Origin of the sequence: Sulfuriroseicoccus oceanibius, assembly GCF_010681825.2 — a bacterium.
In the GTDB taxonomy this organism is placed as follows: domain Bacteria; phylum Verrucomicrobiota; class Verrucomicrobiia; order Verrucomicrobiales; family SLCJ01; genus Sulfuriroseicoccus; species Sulfuriroseicoccus oceanibius.
The window spans coordinates 2,619,177-2,632,901 of sequence record NZ_CP066776.1 but is presented as its reverse complement, the minus strand read 5'-3'; the positions used below and the strand labels follow the sequence as shown (position 1 = coordinate 2,632,901).

Here is a 13,725-nt window from a genome sequence, read left to right as displayed (position 1 = left end):
GCAAAGGGGGGAGAGAGGTCGCTGCGCTCCTTTTCGAAGGTGTCGATCCCACGGTTGTAGAGATCGAGCCTCCATTTGGTCGGGATGGCGTGAGGGTACCCTCACCGTCGGAGGGAGGGCATCACGCGATGCCGGGCTATGGCGATTGGCGTCAGTTCTGTTCTGAATCGCGTTGTTGCTCGATGCAGGGCATGCAGATGTCGTCGCCGTTGTCGAGGACGCGGAATTCGCGCTGGGGTGAGTTGGCTTCGGTGGTGCCACAGACCGAGCAGGTGCGTCCTTGGGTTAATTGGGCGTTGCGGGCGGACTCAACGACACGTCGCTCGAATGTTGATCGGCGGTGGCGTGCTTTGACGGATGCCGCCAACTCCGGAAGCAGGAGGTAAAGAAGGATGCTGTAGCTGAGCAGGCCGTGGACCAGAACCAACCAGTGGCCGGTGAATGTCATGAGGACGAATGCGCCGGTGATCATTGCGAGGTACTTCACTTTGACCGGAAGCACGAAGAAGAGTCGGAACTCCGTGTTGGGGAGTACGGAGGCGAAGCTGAAGAAGATCACCAGATAAAGGTTGAAGCTGGTGGTCGGTCCGAGGAGGCGGCCGATGTCCGGGTTGATCCAATAGGTGAGTAGTGTGGCGATGGTCACTGATGCGGCAGTTCCCAAGACCAGGAGGTTGAACTTCTTGGCGCCCCAGATCGCCTCCAGTGCGTTGCCCATCATGATCAGCAACTGGCATTTGATGAAGAGGAACAAAAGGGACAGTGGTGAAAGTAGGTCGGCAGCGTTGGCGTCACCTACGGTTGGGAGCAGGAAGCCGGTGAGGGGGCGCCAGATTTGTCCTTGGAGTACCTTGTCCGGTGCGAGCTCCAGCCATTGCCCATAGTGCGGGTTGATGATGACCAGGATGTAGACGAGTACGTTGAATCCTGCGAGGATGCGCTGCAGGCCGGGGATGACAAGTCGGTCTGAAAGGGGGGCTGGACGGCGGGTCATGGCGCCAACAGACAAGAGGATCGGGGAAAAATCAATCGTTGGTGTGTGCGGGGTGTGTTGCGATTGACAATTGGTTTTGCGGGGAACAGGTTGCGGCATGGCAAACTCTTCTGACGCAGACATTAAACAGACCCCGCTTCGCGAGGTTCATGAGAAGTTCGGGGCACGTATGGTGCCGTTCGCTGGCTGGAACATGCCGGTGCAGTATTCGGGGATCAAGGCGGAGCACCTGGCAGTGCGCAACGACGTCGGTGTGTTCGACATTTCCCACATGGGGCAGTTCATCGTTTCGGGTGAGAATGCCGGAGCTTGGCTCAACCGTCAGCTGACCGCGGACATCAACAAGCTCGGTGACGGACAGGGGCAGTACACGTTCATGCTCAATGAGCAGGGTGGTGTGATCGACGACCTGATCATTTACCGCACCGCGGCGGACTCGTACTTCATGGTGGTGAATGCTTCGATGATCGACGAGGACTACGCTTGGCTTGCTGGTAAGTTGGAAGATGGCGTGACCTTGGAGAACCACAGTGATGCGTGGGCGGGGCTTGCGGTGCAGGGACCAAAGAGCAGCGACCTTTACTCCAAGCTGATCGGCGATGCGTTGGCGCTGCCTCCGCGCAATGGGATCGCCACCGCCGAGGTGGACGGCGAGACCATCGTGGTATGCCGCACCGGATACACCGGTGAAGATGGTTACGAGTTCTTCTGTGCGTCGGAGCAAGGGCCGAAGTGGTTCGAGCGCTTCGTGACTGAAGGTGAAGAGTTCGGCTGCCTGCCATGTGGATTGGGTGCCCGTGACTCGCTCCGTCTGGAGGTTTGCTATCCGTTGAATGGCTCGGACTTGAGCCCGACACGCACACCGTTGCAGGCTGGTCTGAAGTTTGCCGTGGCAATGGACAAGGGCGAGTTCACCGGTCGTTCTGTGTTGGCCAAGCAATTGGAAGAAGGTCTCGGTGAGCGCCTCGTAGCGTTCAAGATGGTGGGCAAGTCGCCGCCACCACGTCCTCACTACCCAGTGGCAGTCAATGGCGAGATCATTTCCGAAGCCTGCAGTGCCGGCTTGTCGCCATCGCTCAACGAGGGCATTGGTATGACTTACTTGCCGACTGAATTGGCGAAGATTGGTACGCAGATCGAGATTGACATTCGCGGCCGACGATTTAATGCAGAGATCGTCAAAAAACCGTTTTACAAAAAGGGCTGAATCGGTTGCTTTGGAAGCAGCGAACCTGTCCAACCATCACCAGAATTATGAACGTTCCAGATGATTTGAAATACACCGAATCCCACGAATGGATTCGTATCGAAGGCGACACCATCACTGTTGGTATCACCGACCACGCACAGGAAGAATTGACCGACGTTGTGTTTGTCGAGGTGCCTGATGCTGATGAGGCGCTTGAAGCCGGCGACCCTGCTGCAGTGGTGGAGTCGGTGAAGGCAGCCAGCGACATTTACGCACCGGTTGATGGTGTGATTGTCGAGGGTAACGAAGGCCTCGCAGACGAGCCAGACCTGGTCAACACCGACCCATACGGTGAAGGCTGGATCTACCGCCTCAAAGTGAACGACGTGGCAGACCTCGACGGAATGCTTTCCGCCGACCAGTACCGCGAGCTTCTGGGATAATTCCAGAGCGGATCTCCGCGAATTTTGATCTCCCGCTGTCCGAGCCCAGGCTCGTGGCAGCGGGAGATTTTTTTGTTGGGGAGGCGGGAAGTTAGGGTAATTCGTCCCGTTGGGACGCGTTGCTCTGCGGTGTTGTACCCGGAGGTTGAAAACCTCCGGCTAACCGGTAATCCGTCGCTCCGCGACTTGTAGGGTCTTTCCGCCGTTGAATCCTTGGGGCACGCGTTCACCGGTCGGCTCGTAATGCGGACGAGCTGCCTTATGAAAGTTTGTTGTATCAGGCCTCGAGCGGGTTCGGGTTACCCATTCTGAGTTGCACCCTCAGGTTTTGGTTCGCGGCGGGACTTGGACTTCTTTTTGCGTGGCTTTTGGTTGCGCAAATGGGGGCTGGCCCAGCCGATGCCCAGCAGCACCGCGAAAATCACGGCCAGGGATTCGATCTGGAATGGGAAGTCGACATTGGCGTGCAGCAGGAAGGTGAACATGCCGATGAATACCGAGCGCAGAAGTACCAGTTGGCTGCGTCGGTGATGGCGTGAGCGGAAGATGATCTCGACGAACAGCAGACCGACACCACCACCAATGAGGAGGATGAAGGCGCCGGTGCCGCCCCATCCCCACTCTACCAATGTTTGAAGGTAGTCGTTGTGAGAGTAGTAGACCTCGCCGTAGATCTTTTCGTCGACCTGGTTCTTGAAGACTGGGAACAGCGGGTGGAACGATCCCACGCCGTAGCCCAGGAGTGGGCTCCACGCTTTGTCCGTCATCATGTGGATCTGGACCTCGTTCATTTTGACCCGTGCTTGCCACGAGCCGAAGTCGGTGTCGATTGCTTTCTCCCAGCGTTTGACTTGAAGTTCAGCCAGCGAGAGTGCTCCGAGTGACAGGATGGCGAGGAGCGCTACAGTGAGAGTGAGGCGCTCGATGCGCTTTGGGCCGACGGCATCGCGCTTCTTGAAGAAGAGCGAGCTCATGGTGCGCAGGTTCATTGCCAGGAATAGCAAGAGTGTAACGCCGGCGAGGACGATGCCCGCTTTGGATCCGGCGGCGACCACGGCGGAGGCGAGAATCACGCTGCCGATAGCATAGAGTACGGCTTTGCCAGGGCGCAATCTGCCACCTGGGTGATGGAGCGCCAAGCCCAGACCTGCGGCGAGGCAGACATTGAGGTAGGTGGAGGCGATGCCGGGGCTGCGGAAGGTGGCGAAGAAGAGGCTTAGGTATTTCCAGCTGAGCTCTTCGCTCCAAAAGATGCCTTTGGCTTCTGTGAACTGTTGTAGCAGTCCGAGGATGCCAATGGCGGTGCCAGACCAGAAGAGGGTGGTCAGAACCCTGCGCAGGAAGTTCGGTCGGGTAATGCACAGTGAACGCACGATCCACACCAACAGGAGGCAGGGGATGATATAAGTGATGCGGTCGAGGCTTTCATTTAGCGCCATGGCGCCGGGGAGGTCGGGGTGAGGCTGGTCGGCTCGCTGGACGATCTGTTTGTCCCAATCGAACGGATCGGTGAGGTAGTTGCCCCATGCGTTGTATGTCATCCACCCGGCGTGGGCGATGAGTCCGGTGATCAATACCCAAAGCAGCCAAGGAGGTTTGCGCCATGTTCCTTTGTCGAACCAGGCGACGACGGTGGCCAGCGCTGACACGATCAGCAGAGGCCAGCGGTAGGGTTCGTAGTAGGAGCCGAGCACCAAAGGGCCGATCACCAAGGCGATGAGCACCAGGATGATGGCGGTTTCAGCGATTGGTCGCGGGCGGTCGGCTTCAGGGATGATCAACTTGCGCCGCGAGCGTTTGCTGCGTGATGACGAAGAGGATTTGGTGGGGTTTGGGGGAGGTGAATCAGACACTGGGGAAATGGTACAAGCTTAGCGGTGCGATCGTTAGTACGAGATCGCATTCGGCGCGAGCATTTGTTGACCGGGAGTGAGGGAAACGTGCCGGATTCGGCTAATAGCGGAGCAGCGAGGTGATGGTGGTTTCACCGAGAAGGTCGCGGCCTTGGAGTGCTTCGAGTTCGATCAGGAAGATGAATGAGGCCAGGTCCGCATTGAGTTGGCTGATGAGTTGGGCGGCGGCTGCCGCGGTGCCACCGGTGGCCAGCAGGTCGTCGACGATGACTACGCGCTCACCGGGCAGGATGGCGTCCTCATGCACTTCGAGGATGGCTTCCCCGTATTCGAGCGCGTACGACTGGCTGAGGGTCTGCCAGGGGAGCTTGCCTTTCTTGCGCATCGGGACGAAGCCCACGCCCAGACGGTCTGCGACGGCTGCGCCAAAGATGAAGCCGCGCGCATCAATGCCGACGATTTTGTTCGGCATGTGGTTGGCGGCTGCGGCGGTTAGTGTGTCGATGGTCTGCTGGAAGAGCGCGCCGTCGTTGAGAATCGGGGTGATGTCCTTGAAAAGGATACCTGGTTTTGGGAAATCGGGGACGTCGCGGATCGCGGCGGACAATGCGGCAAGCTCGGGCGTGGAATGGGTCATGATTTAGGACTCTAGGTGCGGTGAAGGGCAGGTTGCAATCCCGATTAGGGGAATCTATGGTGTCAGCCCGCCGCCAAGGCGGACATCAGCGGCTGATTTTTTCATGACACTCGACCAAATTATCCTACTCGCATCCACCGTTCTGTTCGCAGGGCATTTCATGGTGGTTTTGCGCACGGTCAGGGCGGACCGCCCGTGGGACACGAAACGTGGGTTGCTCGTGGTTGGCATCGGCTGCGCGGTGCAACTGCTGCTTCTGTGGTACCGCGGCGAAGCGCACGGCCGTTGCCCGATCACCAACAGTGGTGAGGTGTTGGTCTTTTTGGCGTGGTCGATGGTGGTTTGGTACCTGTTGTTTGGTTCGTCGTACCGTTTGTCGCTGCTGGGGATGTGCACGATGCCGCTGGTGGTATTGCTGCAGGGAGTGGCTTTGGTTCCCGGGGTTTACCAGCCATTGCCTGAGGAACGTGTGGAGACGGTCAATGCGGTGGTCGAGTTACATGCCGCCACGGCGATTCTGGGTTATGGAGCGTTTGGGTTGGCTGCTGTGGCGTCTGGGATGTTCGTGTTTCAGAACTGGCATCTCAAGCGTCGGCGGACGAGCAAGGCGGTGTTTGCACTGCCTCCGATCACGCGGTTGTTTGATGCTTTGATCCGCTTGGTGACGATTGGCGTGGTTTTGCTCGGGGCATCGTTGTCGGTTTCGTTGTTGGCGATGGAGCAAGCGGGTGGAGTGAAGGCGGCGATTGGCTGGCTGGTGTTGGGGGCGTTTGCGATTTTGTTGGTGCTGCGCAAGGTGTTTCACCTGTCGCAGAAGAATGTGGCTTGGGTGGTGCTGCTGGTGTTCTCGCTGGCAGCGGGAACGATTGGATTTATGACCTCCTGAGGCGGGTCGACTTGCGATTGCTATGTCTTTTCTCTGTTTGGGAATGAATCACCGAACCGCGCCGGTGGAGTTGCGGGAGCGCTTGGCGTTTAGTCCGGTGGGCGTTACCGAGGCGTTGTCGGCTTTGCGTGAACTACCGGCGGTCAGTGAGGCGGTATTGGTCTCCACGTGCAACCGTGTGGAGTTGTATGCCGGGCTCAATACATCTGCCGGCGCCGCACAGGATGAAGTGATTGATTGCATCCAATCACTGCGTGAGGTGGGTGACGAAGTGCGCGAGCATCTCTACACCTTGCACGACCGCGAGGCGGTGCAGCATTTGTTTGAAGTGGTGGCAGGATTGGACTCCATGGTGCTGGGTGAGACGGAGATTTTTGGTCAGGTGAAATCGGCCTACCAGCATGCGCTCGAGCAGTCGGCGACTGGCAAGCGCTTGAACAAAATCTTCCAGTCGAGCTTTGCCGTGGGGAAAAAGGTGCGCAACCACACCGGGATCCAGCGGGGTGCGACCTCGGTGGGATCGGTCGCGGTGGAGCTCGCCGAGCGCATCTTCGGTGACCTGCGCTCGTGCAATGTCATGGTGCTCGGTGCCGGCGAGATGAGCCGGGTGACCACCCAGAGCCTGGTTTCGCGTGGAGCTCAGAGTGTGATTGTTTCCAACCGCTCGTACGATAAGGCGGTGGAGCTCGCGAACGCGATCGGTGGTGAAGCCATTCGCTTCGACGAATGGAAATCCCGAGTGAACGGTTTCGATATTTTGATTTCTTCCACCGCTGCGCGGAACCCGATCATTACCAAAGAAGACATGGTCGCGATCCGACGTCAGCGGGCCGGACGTCCATTGTTCTTGATCGACATCGCCGTGCCGCGTGACATCGCCGCGGATGTGAACGACCTGGACGAGATCTATCTTTACGACATCGATGCGCTGGAAGGCTTGGCATCCGAGGCCAGAGACCAACGGGAGGCGCAGATCCAGGAGTGCCGATTGTTGATCAACGGTGAGCTGGAAAGCCGACTCGATGGCGTGATCAATTTTTCAGAAACCAACAACGCATGACCCAGCAGATGACGGATAAAATTTGGAAGATCGGAACCCGTGGCAGTGCGTTGGCGTTGGCTCAGGCGGAAATGACGGAAACTGCGCTGCGTGCGGCGTATCCGGGTATCCAACTGGAGCGCGTGGTAATCAAGACCACCGGCGACCTATGCCAGAACGTGAGCTTGTCCGAGCTTTCCGGCACGGTGGGTCCTGATGGCGAGATCATCGACAAAGGCGTTTTCACCAAAGAACTCGAGATCGCATTGATGCAGGGCGAGATCGACGTGGCGGTGCACAGCTTGAAAGACGTGCCGACTCAGGTTGCGGATGCGTTTGCGATTACCGGTGTGCTCGAGCGCGCTCCTATCGAGGATGTGTTGATTACTCGTGCGGCGGGCGACTTGGCGGACGGGGCTGTGTTGGGGACGAGTAGTGTGCGTCGTGCCAAGCAGATCCTGCGTTTGCTGCCGGGGCTTGAGGTGAAGGACATTCGCGGCAATGTGCCGACCCGCTTGCGCAAAGTCGCGGTAGGGGACTACGATGCGACCTTGCTCGCCAAGGCGGGACTAGTGCGCTTGGGCTTTGATCTGAGCCAAGGAGTGCTCGAGGTGGAAGGTGGCTCTGTGCACGCGCGTGTGCTCGACGAGAGCGAGATGCTGCCTGCTGCCGGACAGGGCGCCGTGGGCTTTGAGATCCGCAAAGACGATGCCGACGCGGCCGAGTTGATCGCTGGGATCAATCATGACGAAACCTGGGCGAGGGTGCGCTGTGAGCGTGAGTTCTTGCGCTTGCTCGACGCGGGCTGTGAAACGCCAATCGGGGTTCGCACCGAACTTGAGGGCTCTGCGATGCGCGCGTCTGCGGTCGTGTTTGACGACGATGGAACGCTGCGCCAATCCCGTGGCGATGGTGCTGTGAGCGATCCCGAAGCACTGGCAGCACTGCTTTTCAATGAGCTGGCCTGATGGCTGGCAGGACGAATTACTGACTCTTAACAACTATCTATCATGTCAACCTCATCTGAACGCGGTGTCTGCTGGCTCGTCGGAGCTGGACCGGGAAACCTTGGACTCGTCACCGTGCGCGCCCGTGAGTGCGTCGAACAAGCTGACGTCATTCTTTACGATTACCTGAGCAACGCGCAGATTCTGCGCTGGGCCCGCGAGGATGCCGAGATCATCTACGTCGGGAAAAAAGCGGGCGATCACACGCTCAAGCAGCATGAGATCAACGCATTGTTGGTCGAGCGAACCCAGGCCGGGCAGAAAGTGCTGCGCCTCAAGGGGGGCGACCCGATGATTTTCGGCCGTGGAGGTGAGGAAGCCGACGAACTGCGCCAGGCCGGCGTGGACTTTGAGATTGTGCCGGGCATCAGCTCGACCATTGGTGGTCCTGCGTTTGCCGGGATTCCGGTGACCCACCGCGACTTCAACTCGGAGCTCACCATTTTCACCGGTCACGAGGACCCAGACAAAGCGGAGACGTCACTGGATTACGACCGTCTCGCCAATGCCAAGGGGACCAAGGTTTTCCTCATGGGAGTGAGCCGCATGCGCCAGATTACGAACAAACTGATCGAGCACGGCGCTGATCCAGAGACACCGATGGCTCTGGTGCGCTGGGCGACCACTCCGAAGCAGGAGACCCTGATGGGGACGCTCGGGACAATCGCGGATCTCGTTGAGAAGACGGGCTTCAAAGCGCCGGCTGTGGCGGTGATCGGCGACGTCGTGACCATGCGTGAAAAGATCAATTGGTTCGACAACCGCCCGTTGTTTGGCAAGCGCATCGTCGTGACGCGCACGCGCCAACAGGCGGGTGAGCTGAGCCGCCAGCTCGAAGTGCTGGGTGCCGATGCTTACGAGTTGCCGACGATTCGGATCGAAGGCGCACCAAACTTGGAAGAGTTCGGGCACTTGGTGCTCGACGCCCACAAGTACGACTGGATCATTTTCACCAGCCCGAACGGGGTCGAGCGCTTCTTTGATATGTTCTACAAGATCTTCGACGACGCACGCAGCATTGGCGGTGCGCGTTTCGCTGCGGTCGGACCGGGAACGGCGAAGCGTCTCAAGGATTTCCACTTGAAGACCGATCTGCTGCCGGAGCGTCACGTGGCGGAGGGCTTGGTCGAGGAGTTCGGCAATAAAGACAAACACGGTGATCTGGAGAACCTGACCGTTCTTTGGGTGCGTGGTGAAGACGCCCGCCCTGTGGTGTCGGAAGGTCTGAGTAAGATGGGAGCAATCGTTGACGAAGCGATTGCTTACCACACGGTTCCGGAAACCAAGGATATCTGCGGTGGCCAGGAACGCCTGCGCGAGGAAGGTGCGGACGTGATCACGTTCACCAGTTCCTCGACGGTTGAGAACTTCTTCGCGCTCGGTATTCCAGTGCCAGAAGGATGCCTCATTGCCAGCATCGGGCCGATCACTTCGGAGACCGTCCGCAAGCACGGTCACAAAGTGGATATCGAAGCCACCGACAGCAGCATTTCAGGGCTTGTCGCGGCAATCGAAGAATACTACGCGGGACAGTCCGCCTAGCGGTAGGGGGCGCTTTTCGCAGCTCCTTACAAGCTTCATATTTCAGAACCCGCGTGCGCCTGGAGCCGCGGGTTCTTTTATGGGTGCGCTTTCTGAGGTTGAACCATAGAGGACTCAGAGGTCACAGAGGCATAGCTCGGAACTCTGGTCCGAAGTGGTCGCTTCGCTCCGTCGTTGGTGGCCGGGTGAAATCCGGCGGTCGGAGGGCGCTTGTGCAGGGGAAATTTGAAAGCTGAAATTGGAGAGCTGAAATGAAAGCGCGCGCTGCTCGCAGGTGAGTTGCCGACGGTGGGGACACCGTCACTCCACGCTTGCGCAAAATCATAACAATCTGCGCAATCTGCGGATCCCCCAAAGCCACTAGGTGAGATGATGCTCCAGCCCGCGACATTGCATGAGAAGTCTTTGCGCCTCTGCGTCTTTGCGTGACAATTAAAGAAAGAGGTCGCGGTGCTCCGGGGCGATAGACGACGGTGGGGACACCGTCACTCCACGCTTGCGCAAAAATCACAACAATCTGCGAAATCTGCGGATTCCTCAAAGCCACTACGTTTGATGTAATTCTCGCGCTCGGCTCCGCATCAGAACCCACCGCGCCTTTGCGTGAGAAGCGGTGAGGCGGGCGCATCATGCCGCATTCGGACGTGATCGCCACGGAATTTGGAAGGGAACTCGGCGGTTCTCCCGGATTTCCCGTTCAAACCGTACAAGTTTGGCCGCTTGGCACGGCTTTCACTTGCACGACGGGGAGCTTGGTCAATTGGTGTAGGGGAACATTCCAAACCTCCGGGGCCATGGGCTGCGGTGGTATCCAGATTTACCAACCCAATTTATGAGCACAAAAAATAGTCCAGTCGTTTTGATCATCCGTGACGGTTGGGGCATCGCGCCCAACGGTCAGGCCGCAGCAGAGGCAGAAGGCAACACCACGCTTCTCGCCAACACTCCATTCCACGATCATCTGTACGCGACCTATCCAATGAGTAAGGTGAGCGCCAGCGGCAATGACGTTGGCCTCCCTGAAGGACAGATGGGCAACTCGGAAGTGGGGCACCTCAACTTGGGCGCGGGCCGCATCGTTTATCAGGACCTCACCCGCATCAACAAGACCATCGCTGACGGCGAGCTTGCCGACAACGAAGTACTCAAGAACGCATTCGCCAAGGCAACCGGTGACAGCCGACTTCACTTGGTCGGTCTCGTGTCCGACGGTGGTGTGCACAGTCATCAGGACCACTTGGTCGCCCTCGCTGCTGCAGCCAAGGATGCCGGCGTGAACGACATCATGGTCCACGCGATCACCGACGGCCGCGACACGTCGCCAACCGGCGGTGCTGAATACCTCCGCACCGTGGAAGAAGGACTCAAGACATCGGGAGCGCGCATCGCAACCGTGGTGGGCCGCTATTACGCCATGGACCGCGACAACCGTTGGGAGCGCACCAAGCTTGGCTGGGATGCGATTGTCGACGGCGTGGGCACAGAGACCCAGGTGCTGCCATCCGAGGCAGTGGCCGAGGTTTACAAGAACGAGCAGAAGACCGACGAGTTCATGCCGGCGCTTGTGTTCGAAGAGGCAAATCAGCGTCGCGTTCGTGACGGTGACGTCGTGTTGTTCTTCAACTTCCGTTCCGACCGTGCGCGTCAGTTGTCGCAGGCGTTCCTCGTTGATGGTTTCGATAAGTTTGAGACCAACGGTGTGCCGAAGGTGCACTACGTGACGATGACCGAGTACGACCAGACTTTCGACTGTGATGTGGCGTTCCCAACGATTGAGCTCACCAACGTGCTTGGACCTGTGGTTTCGGCCGCAGGCAAGACCCAGCTGCGCATCGCCGAGACCGAGAAGTATCCGCACGTGACGTACTTCTTCAATGGTGGTGTGGAAGAGCCGCTCGCCGGTGAAGTGCACAAGGTGGAGCCATCGCCAAAGGTTGCGACCTACGACCTCCAGCCTGAGATGAGCGCACCGGCCGTGACCGCCACTGTGGTCAAGGAGCTGGAAAACTTCGATCTCGTGATCCTCAACTTTGCCAACCCGGACATGGTCGGTCACACCGGCATCGTCGAAGCGGGTATCAAGGCGGTGGAGACCATTGATGAAGGAGTCCGCCAAGTGGTCGAGCGCACGCTCGAGCTCGGTGGCAAGCTCATCATCACCGCCGACCACGGCAACTGCGAGAAGATGATCAACCCGGACGGCTCGCCGCACACCGCACACACCACCAACCTGGTGCACTGCCTGTACGTTGCTGCCGATCACGACCAGTACACCATGAAGGATGGTATTCTGGCCGACATCGCGCCGACCTTGCTCGACCTGCTCGGCGTGGACAAACCGGCCGAAATGACCGGTCACACCTTGCGCGCTGCCAAGTAAGCGCAGCTGCTGAATTCAAAATGCCCACCGGCAGGGGAGACCTTGCTGGTGGGCATTTTTTGTGGTCGGAGAGAGGGTCTTTTCCGATGTGAAGAAAGCGTGGTGGAGCTTGGGGTGACGGTGTCTCCACCGTCATGAGGAGGCTTTGGCTGAGGGAGCTAGCTTCGCACAAGTTTCTGCAAAGCTGTATCTATAGCCACGCTGCTAGATCCTGTTTGAATGGCTTCGGCGAAGCTCCCGTAATGCTTGACGGTGAACTCACCGTTGGATGTTGATGTTGGAATGTGGCCGGATGTGCTCAGTCCGTTGAACCATGCGATCTCCCGTCCGATGGGAGCTTTCCATTGTTTGAGCATTGCAATTCCCTCATCGGCTGTGAGTGTCTTGAGGAGGGCTGCGCTATTGGGAGGCTGCGGAGGATAGTGTCTCGCTTGAAGGTCCGCAACGATATGGTCCAGCAACGAGTCGGGTGATCGCTGATAGTCGTAGATGGTGGTGTGATAAATGGATCCTGCGAAGAAGATGCAGCTCACTATCTGCTGATCGAACTGAGCGATGATGATTTGCCGTGGGGTGATGGTTTCCTTGGCTTTACTTTGTAGGAGCTTCAAAGCCAAGGTGCCCATTGGATCGAAGAAATAGACCTCGCTTAGAGAGCTCTTTTTCTCCATAGCCGAGATTATCGCGCCTTTTGGAGGCTCAACCAATGGATGCCACGTGACAACTCCGATTGGCGCAATGAGGTGGCGTTTTGGAAATCGAAGAAAGAAACGATGGATCGCAGCTTCGTAGCCTGATGTTGTGTCGAGTGGGTAGCTGGTAGAAGTGTTCGTGCCTGTGTTAGTGAGCTGGATCTCACTAAGGCCGCAGTTGATGACGTAGGTTTTCTTAAGACGCATACTAGAGGTGGCGCTATGTTATTTCCCCTTCTTCAACCGTACGCGGACCTGGTGGCTGTTGGAGGTTTTGAGCGTTTTCACTTCGAACAGATCGATCGAGCGGAAGAGGTCGCTGAGCTTGGAGAATCCGTAGGTACGGTGGTCGAACGGGCCCTGGTTGCTGATGTGTGAACCGACCGGGCCAAGAGGTGCCCAGCCATCGTCATCGGCGGTGGCGCGGACGGCGTTGCGCAGGGTGTTCATCAGCTTGGTGTTTTGCTTCAGCTGGTTGGCGCTATTGGCGGCCTTTTGGCTGCTGGTTCTCGATGATTCCTTGTCGCTGGATGGTTCGTCGTCCAGGTAGATGAAGCGGGTGCAGCTATTGACGAATGGTTCGGGCGTGTTGCTGCGGCCGAACCCGATGACTTGTTTGCCATCGGCGCGGAGGCGGAAGACGAGCGGGGTGAAGTCGCTGTCGGATGAGACGAGGCAGAAGGTTTGGACGTCCTTGGTGTAGAGGATATCGAGCGCGTCGATGAGCAAGGCCATGTCGGCGGCGTTTTTCCCCTTGGAGACGTCGTATTGCTGGACGGGTTGGATGGCGTACTCGTGTAGTACGTTTTCCCAGCCTTTGAGCGAGCGTTTGGTCCAGTTGCCGTAGGCTTTGCGAATGTTTGCCACGCCGTGGCTGGCGAGCTCGGAGATGATGAAGTCGATCTTCGCCGCGGGTGCGTTGTCGGCATCAATTAACAGAGCGATCTGATCGTTATCTGCGGATGGGTTTTGAGGCATGCTCGCAGGGTGATCGGCAAAGCGAAAAGTTGGAAGCGGAAAGTTGGAAAGAAGGGGGCGCGCGAGCCGGCGGGGAGGAGGAGTT

General features: G+C 58.1%; 12 protein-coding genes. 7 read left to right on the top strand and 5 right to left on the bottom strand.

Annotation, left to right across the window (positions count from 1 at the left end; genetic code table 11):
- Positions 1-151 precede the first annotated feature (151 nt).
- Positions 152-994: a hypothetical protein gene (locus G3M56_RS10620; RefSeq protein ID WP_164362144.1), complete on the bottom strand. Its 843-nt coding sequence runs from the start codon at positions 992-994 to the stop codon at positions 152-154.
- Between the two features lie 97 nt (positions 995-1,091).
- Between G3M56_RS10620 and gcvT the strand changes: the two genes are divergently transcribed.
- Entirely contained in the window at positions 1,092-2,201 is a 1,110-nt protein-coding gene (gene gcvT / locus G3M56_RS10615; protein ID WP_164362146.1) for a glycine cleavage system aminomethyltransferase GcvT, read from the top strand.
- 47 nt (positions 2,202-2,248) lie between these two features.
- Entirely contained in the window at positions 2,249-2,626 is a 378-nt protein-coding gene (gcvH, locus tag G3M56_RS10610; RefSeq protein ID WP_164362148.1) for a glycine cleavage system protein GcvH, read from the top strand.
- A gap of 299 nt (positions 2,627-2,925) precedes the next feature.
- Here the strand turns inward: gcvH and G3M56_RS10605 are convergent, their stop codons facing one another.
- Positions 2,926-4,479 (bottom strand): O-antigen ligase family protein, encoded by a 1,554-nt coding sequence (locus tag G3M56_RS10605; protein ID WP_164362150.1) that lies wholly within the window; start codon positions 4,477-4,479, stop codon positions 2,926-2,928.
- A 100-nt stretch (positions 4,480-4,579) separates the two neighbouring features.
- Complete coding sequence (locus tag G3M56_RS10600) at positions 4,580-5,116, bottom strand: adenine phosphoribosyltransferase (RefSeq protein ID WP_164362152.1); 537 nt, start codon at positions 5,114-5,116, stop codon at positions 4,580-4,582.
- 103 nt (positions 5,117-5,219) lie between these two features.
- Here G3M56_RS10600 and ccsA point away from each other — a divergent pair, with 103 nt between their 5' ends.
- From ccsA to gpmI, 5 genes are all read left to right on the top strand, one after another.
- Positions 5,220-6,002 (top strand): cytochrome c biogenesis protein CcsA, encoded by a 783-nt coding sequence (gene ccsA, locus G3M56_RS10595; RefSeq protein WP_164362154.1) that lies wholly within the window; start codon positions 5,220-5,222, stop codon positions 6,000-6,002.
- Positions 6,003-6,045: 43 nt separating this feature from the next.
- Entirely contained in the window at positions 6,046-7,062 is a 1,017-nt protein-coding gene (gene hemA, locus G3M56_RS10590) for a glutamyl-tRNA reductase (RefSeq protein ID WP_164362156.1), read from the top strand.
- A gap of 8 nt (positions 7,063-7,070) precedes the next feature.
- Complete coding sequence (gene hemC / locus G3M56_RS10585) at positions 7,071-8,009, top strand: hydroxymethylbilane synthase (protein ID WP_164362158.1); 939 nt, start codon at positions 7,071-7,073, stop codon at positions 8,007-8,009.
- A gap of 42 nt (positions 8,010-8,051) precedes the next feature.
- Positions 8,052-9,590 carry a uroporphyrinogen-III C-methyltransferase gene (cobA, locus tag G3M56_RS10580; protein ID WP_164362160.1) on the top strand — a complete coding sequence of 513 codons (1,539 nt, stop codon included), beginning with the start codon at positions 8,052-8,054 and terminating at the stop codon, positions 9,588-9,590.
- An 832-nt stretch (positions 9,591-10,422) separates the two neighbouring features.
- Positions 10,423-11,970 carry a 2,3-bisphosphoglycerate-independent phosphoglycerate mutase gene (gene gpmI / locus G3M56_RS10575; RefSeq protein ID WP_164362162.1) on the top strand — a complete coding sequence of 516 codons (1,548 nt, stop codon included), beginning with the start codon at positions 10,423-10,425 and terminating at the stop codon, positions 11,968-11,970.
- Between the two features lie 158 nt (positions 11,971-12,128).
- On the opposite strand, the gene G3M56_RS10570 is transcribed toward gpmI, so the two are convergent.
- Together G3M56_RS10570 and G3M56_RS10565 are read right to left on the bottom strand one after the other, a co-directional pair.
- The gene (locus G3M56_RS10570; RefSeq protein WP_164362164.1) at positions 12,129-12,869 is read right to left on the bottom strand and encodes a hypothetical protein; all 741 of its coding nucleotides are present in this window, start codon (positions 12,867-12,869) and stop codon (positions 12,129-12,131) included.
- Between the two features lie 18 nt (positions 12,870-12,887).
- Positions 12,888-13,640 (bottom strand): NYN domain-containing protein, encoded by a 753-nt coding sequence (locus G3M56_RS10565; protein ID WP_164362166.1) that lies wholly within the window; start codon positions 13,638-13,640, stop codon positions 12,888-12,890.
- Positions 13,641-13,725 lie beyond the last annotated feature (85 nt).